We start from the raw sequence: 5,772 nt of genomic DNA on the forward strand, positions 1-5,772 counted from the left end.
ACGTATCTATTGGATCGTAGTCTATGCAATCGTAGCTTTTTACTTCAGGCTTCAATCGAACCTTCCTTGTTATATAACGCCTGCAATAAGGTGTGCCCCACTGACCCAGCAAAGCGCACTGAACTCCGTACCAAAACTGCCGAGTGTAACGCATCACCTTGATTGCTTTGTTAGGGCACTATTGTAGCCCTATATACCAACTATTTAAGTGCATACTTTCTTCACCTAAATCTAATTCGACAATTTTCATCACGTGGGGAGCTAAAAAGTTATCTCTTACAAAATCAATAGGCAAATCGGATACGGTATAGAATGCTGGCATCATTAAAGCATTGTATGCTAATGAACCATCAAGTTTATGCGTTTCAGCTAGGTACGTTAGCATTTCATCAAACTTACCGCTGTCTAGTTGAACGATAATACTCTCCCCGGAGTATGAATTCCGATAAAGACAAATTGAACGATTATGCTGATATTCGTGAGCATACAGTTCTTTAACAATTTTCTGCATAGTTACAAATACTTGCTCTTTATCTATATGTATATATGTTTTCCTATACAAGAATGCCATGATATTCAAACAAGATTTTAGAACTTCCAAATCTTGTTCCCAACGTTTAGCTTGTTTCAATATTGCATTCTTTTTAGAGAGAGACTCTTCTTTATTACCGTATTTACATAAAACATGAATCCCTTTATGCTCAATTACAAGGTTGATTTCTTTCTCTAAAACTAACTCCTCAAATATAACAAATAGCTCCTCTGTATTAGTTTCAATACCACTATTTTCCGCCAACACTATGGTACGCTTTTTTGTAACCATTTTTTGCTTTAGTTTTTTCCAATAGTCTGATTTAGGTAAAAAAGTCATTGATACAACAAAACTTGAACATGTAAATGTTGTTGAACTCCAATCTAAAGAGTTAAACATCCACACAACACCTACTAAAAAGACTAAAATTGACGCTATAAATTTCATATATACCTTTTGTGCCCTAACGCCTGCAATAAGGTGCCCCGCACTAAACCTACAAGGCACACCGAACTCAATACCAAAACCGCCGAGTGTAACGGGTCACCTTGATTGCTTTGTTATATTTATTTTTCGATGTCTGGCAGTGCGGTAGGATCAAAGAGAATTCTATGTTGAGATGGGTTTCTAATACACATTAACAGATGTTCTTTATGATCCTTTGGTCCAACCATTTTTAAGTGCATTCCTGAACCACACCAAGGACATTCCCCAGTAATCTTTGTGATATAAATTTTACCGGACGTGCTAATTTCATAGTTTTTCAACCCGCTAAAATGTTCGAATTTTCTACGAGAAATAGCCACACTTAATGCTAACATTGAACCAAAGATGACAACTGACAAAAACACTAAAGGTTGAAAAGAAAAATTTCCTGTCAAAAATGGCAGAAATAGACCCACAATACTAGCCAAACTGCCCCACGTGCCTAATTTTTGGAAAGAGGATCTCTTTGCGAGCATTCCATCTTCAGACCAAGGTAATTTAACAAAATCTCGTTTTAAGTTGAGTAAATCAGGGTCGATATTATTAGCGTTGTTAATATTGTCGCCGATATGTATATTGCTGTTGTTTATTTCAGAGCCAATAGTATTAACGCTTTGAGAGCCTGACTCAATCACGTGCCCTGATGTAGCTCTAGGGTTGCCACATTCCGAACAAAACTTATGATTCGGACTGAATTCATTTTGACAGTTTGTACATTTTTCCAATGTTACCTCCTATAAATATAACAACCTGCCATAAAACGCCAGCAACGCATTACGACAATATTTAATTAACCACCGTAAACACTAACGCCAATTCATACCTAGAATGCCAAGCGTTGAGGGTCGTTTTAATGGCTTTGTTACCCGCTCGCGTAAAAGTGCCAAAGCAGCTTGCCTGCCATGATGCGATAAAGCTTGCTCTTACAGCAAACCTAAGTGAAAAACCTAGAACTCAACGCTGACAAAGAAAACTATAACCACCGAAACTACTGCGTGCTTACTAGCAAAATAGCGGCTATCAGCAATATTGAGGCTGGAATTTTCGACTAAGCGAAACATTGACCACAGCCCAAGTTAAGCCGCGGGCAACACCCACAAAACAATTTGCTTCGGCAACCACCAAGATGTAACCACCGGCATGCCAACGCACCGACCTCATCGCTAAACGCGGTTACCAGAGAATGATTAACGACTTCTGCCACAGAAAACCAATAGCGGGGAACGACTAACGTTTGTAGCCCTACCCGATAAAGTCTTTTGGCACGAGTGACAACATTTAGGGCGACATGTGCAGACTTGCATTAGTGATAGCCACAGACATTGTTGAACTTGGCATGCGACAAACTCAATACCGCGAATTACGATGGAAAAATTTTAATGCAGACAAATGTTTCTGGAATTGACCAACTCACAGCAACAGCGGAGTCGACAGCCCCAACCTTCTTAATTCGCGAGGTAACGCTTGGCATAAGGTGCGCCAACGCATTACTTACTAAACCAAATATATTTCAAACCAAAACCGCCGAGTGTCAAGCGTCACCTTAATGCCTTTGTTAGCAGCATGAACCAAAAATTGCATATTTACCAAGTTCAATTATTACATTAGAGTGGCTTTATAATTGTTTCGGTTACTGAATCTTGGCGTGTATATGTGGTAAAAGTTATCGAATCATAAATAATCTCCGATACTCCTTTTTGCTTTAACTGCCTGAAGGTATTACTTACTAATTCTAATGATTTTTTCTTATCTGGTTGATCAGATAACACGTAACTTAAAATGATATAAAGATATGTTAAATCTTCAGCATGTTTTCTAGCGTTTGTTGAATACTTAGACTCTAATATAACTAAAGCAACATCATTTTTAATCTCTTCATCACTGACAACAACAATAGTAAATGATGCCGATACTCCCGTATACTTATAATTGTATATCATAATATCAAAACCAAGATCATCGACTAAGTATGCCAGATCACTTACATCAACAACATCCGCCGCTGAAAGTACTTGAGATTCCTGGGAACTTGACTCAAGTAATTCATCAATATTACTTTGCATAGCCAAAGCCTCTTTTGTTGACATACTTGATATTAAATTCTGAATACTTTGCTTCTTTACATCATCTATTGGAATTACAAGTTCAGGACGAACTTTTAAAGCTAACCGATTAAAATCATTAAAGACATCATCAATAGTCTTACCAATTGTATCGCCATTCGTTTTATAAACACCCCGCTGTAGATTTTCGATATTATGTTCTTTTATCTCATTACTATTCGCTGATGTGTTTACTAAAAAAACAACACTTATGAACATGAATAAAGTTTTTAAATATTTTTTTGATAACATAGACTTTTTATCACCTTAATCACCAGTATTATAATTATGTATTAGGTAAATATCTCACCTATGATGCTAACGACCTGCCATAAAACGCCAACAACGCATTACGACAATATTTAATTAACCACCGCAAACACTAACGCCAATTCATACCTAGAATGCCAAGCGTTGAGGGTCGTTTTAATGATTTTGTTACCCGCTCACGTATAAGTGCCAAAGCAGCTTGCCTGCTATGATGCGATGAAGCTTGCTCTTACAACAAACCTGAGTGACAAACCTAGAACTCAACGCTGACAAAGAAAACTATAACCACCGAAACTACTGCCTACTTACCAACAAAATAGCGGCTATCGACAATATTAGGGCTGGAACTTTCGACCAAGCAAAACATTGACCACTGCCCAAGTTAAGCCGCGGGCAACACCCACAAAACAATTGGGTTCGGCAACCAACAAAATGTAACCACTGGTATGCCAACGCACCGCCTTCATTCTTAAACGCGGATACCAGCGAATAATTGACGACTTCTGCCACAGAAAACCACGAACGGGGAGCGACTAACGTTTGTAGCCCTACCCGATAAACTCTTTTGGCACGAGTGACAACATTTAGGGCGACAAGTGCAGACTTGCAACAGTAATAGCCTAAGACATTGTTGAACTTGGCATGCGGCTTACTCAACACCGCGACTTGCGATGAGCAACTCTTAATGCAGACAAATGCTTCTGGAATTGACCAACGAACAGCAACAGCGGAGCCGACCACCCCAACCTTCTTAATTCGCGAGGTAACGCCTGGCATAAGGTGCGCCACGACGAACTTACCAAGCCCACTGAACTCCAAACCGAAACTGCCGAGTGTAACAAGTCACCTTGATGCCTTTGTTAGCTGCGCGATTTATAAACTAATTTCCTATTTTCTGAATTTTTTTATTCTCAACGCAACAACACTCAAGATCATTAAAAACAACCCTAAAAACAGTGAAAAATGATAATTTACTATTTTTAACTCTAACACTGAATCATTGAGTCGATTTGGATCATAATAAACATCAACAACCGAGCCATAAGGGTAATTCGATATTTCTTTAGCGACATAACCTTTACTTTTCGAGCAATTTACTACGTTTCCTTTGCGGATTTGCCCTGAAGTTAACACTTGATTTTCTACAGTATATGAATACAAAAAATCAACACACCACTTCATTCTTGTTCTACTTCCTGACTTTACATCCTTATAAACCAACTCTGATTTAATTACATTTGCTTTTGTATGCTCCCAGCGACTCATTTTGGAATATTTATATGTATTAACAACATCCGTAAAAATCAAAAGAACAGCTAAAAACAGCAGCAGTATAAACACTGACCTAAATAAAAACTTGAAAACCATCTCATCCTTGATTCATTTTAGATTGAATATTATTAGTGAAAATGTATCGATTTGACGCAGCTAACGCCCTGCCATAAAACGCCAGCAACGCATTACGACAAGATTTAATTGACCACCGCAAACACTAAAGCCAATTCATACCTAGAACGCCAAGCGTTGAGGGTCGTTTTGATGGCTTTGTTATGCGCTTGCAGATCTCATCCAATATTTACTCTTATTAGGAACTCTACTGATACGCTTGCTCTTTATTAAATCGTTAATAACACGAGTAAAATCTGATTTAGACAAAGGCAATATGCTTTGCAATTCAGTTGAAGTTTTTGGTGTGTGTAATAATGACAATAGTTGTTTCTCAGGTGAGTTTGACTTCTTTATATTTACAACGTTGTCACCTATATCTTCCTCAAGAGGAAAAGTACTATTAGCACCAACCAATTCGCACTGAAACCTAAAAGCATGAAGCAAAGATTGGTCTTTCGAGTAAAGCATTATTTCTGTCATTGATATTTCCCTGACAGTCATTTGACTTAATAATCTAGCTAAGGAAGCTATGATATAAAAGTCAGCTTGATTTGAGTTTTGAGGGTAACCACCAAGAAAGTGATACATTTCTAACTCACAATGCTTTTTTACGGTTTCATCATTAGAAAAGACTAGAACTTTATCTAAAACAGAAACATTAATGTCATCTAAAGGTTTTAAACCTACATTTTCTGCATCAACAAAAATTACTTTCAAAACTATCATTAACCTACGTGGAATTAGGTTATTAAGAAAGCATATTCCAACTTTGCATAATATGACTTTTCTCTCACTTTTCGACTCTGGTGTAAGCATTTAGCTTTAGCGCATAACGCCGCATTAAGGTGTGAGCAGCGCTTGGCTATACTTGAGCGAAGCGAAACTGCCAAGTGTTGCGAATCACTCTTAAATGCTTTGTATGGATAATAACTCATGAAATCGGGTAACGTGAGACCCTAGCTTTAGCCGCAACTAAAGCTCTTTATACAGTAG

General features: G+C 37.8%; 6 protein-coding genes. All 6 read right to left on the reverse strand.

The genetic code is table 11. The annotated features are described in order from the left end of the window. Nucleotides 1-178: 178 nt before the first annotated feature. Nucleotides 179-931: a hypothetical protein gene (locus tag A3K86_RS10900; protein WP_146145618.1), complete on the reverse strand. Its 753-nt coding sequence runs from the start codon at nucleotides 929-931 to the stop codon at nucleotides 179-181. Nucleotides 932-1,098: 167 nt separating this feature from the next. Beyond that, the gene (locus tag A3K86_RS10905; RefSeq protein ID WP_068330929.1) at nucleotides 1,099-1,743 is read right to left on the reverse strand and encodes a zinc ribbon domain-containing protein; all 645 of its coding nucleotides are present in this window, start codon (nucleotides 1,741-1,743) and stop codon (nucleotides 1,099-1,101) included. Between the two features lie 879 nt (nucleotides 1,744-2,622). Continuing rightward, nucleotides 2,623-3,372: a hypothetical protein gene (locus A3K86_RS10910; protein ID WP_068330930.1), complete on the reverse strand. Its 750-nt coding sequence runs from the start codon at nucleotides 3,370-3,372 to the stop codon at nucleotides 2,623-2,625. Nucleotides 3,373-3,684: 312 nt separating this feature from the next. After that, nucleotides 3,685-4,167 (reverse strand): hypothetical protein, encoded by a 483-nt coding sequence (locus A3K86_RS22660; protein WP_146145617.1) that lies wholly within the window; start codon nucleotides 4,165-4,167, stop codon nucleotides 3,685-3,687. A 111-nt stretch (nucleotides 4,168-4,278) separates the two neighbouring features. After that, nucleotides 4,279-4,758 (reverse strand): DUF3592 domain-containing protein, encoded by a 480-nt coding sequence (locus tag A3K86_RS10915; protein ID WP_068330931.1) that lies wholly within the window; start codon nucleotides 4,756-4,758, stop codon nucleotides 4,279-4,281. Nucleotides 4,759-4,938: 180 nt separating this feature from the next. Then, entirely contained in the window at nucleotides 4,939-5,496 is a 558-nt protein-coding gene (locus A3K86_RS10920) for a hypothetical protein (RefSeq protein WP_068330932.1), read from the reverse strand. Nucleotides 5,497-5,772 lie beyond the last annotated feature (276 nt).

The organism is Photobacterium jeanii (assembly GCF_001650345.1).
Classification (GTDB): Bacteria; Pseudomonadota; Gammaproteobacteria; order Enterobacterales; family Vibrionaceae; genus Photobacterium; species Photobacterium jeanii.

Coding starts and splice junctions, on each gene's coding strand:
- A3K86_RS10900 (WP_146145618.1), bottom strand. CDS start 931: ATGTTTAACTCTTTAGATTGGAGTTCAACAACATTTACATGTTCAAGT.
- A3K86_RS10910 (WP_068330930.1), bottom strand. CDS start 3,372: ATGTTATCAAAAAAATATTTAAAAACTTTATTCATGTTCATAAGTGTT.
- A3K86_RS22660 (WP_146145617.1), bottom strand. CDS start 4,167: ATGCCAGGCGTTACCTCGCGAATTAAGAAGGTTGGGGTGGTCGGCTCC.
- A3K86_RS10915 (WP_068330931.1), bottom strand. CDS start 4,758: ATGGTTTTCAAGTTTTTATTTAGGTCAGTGTTTATACTGCTGCTGTTT.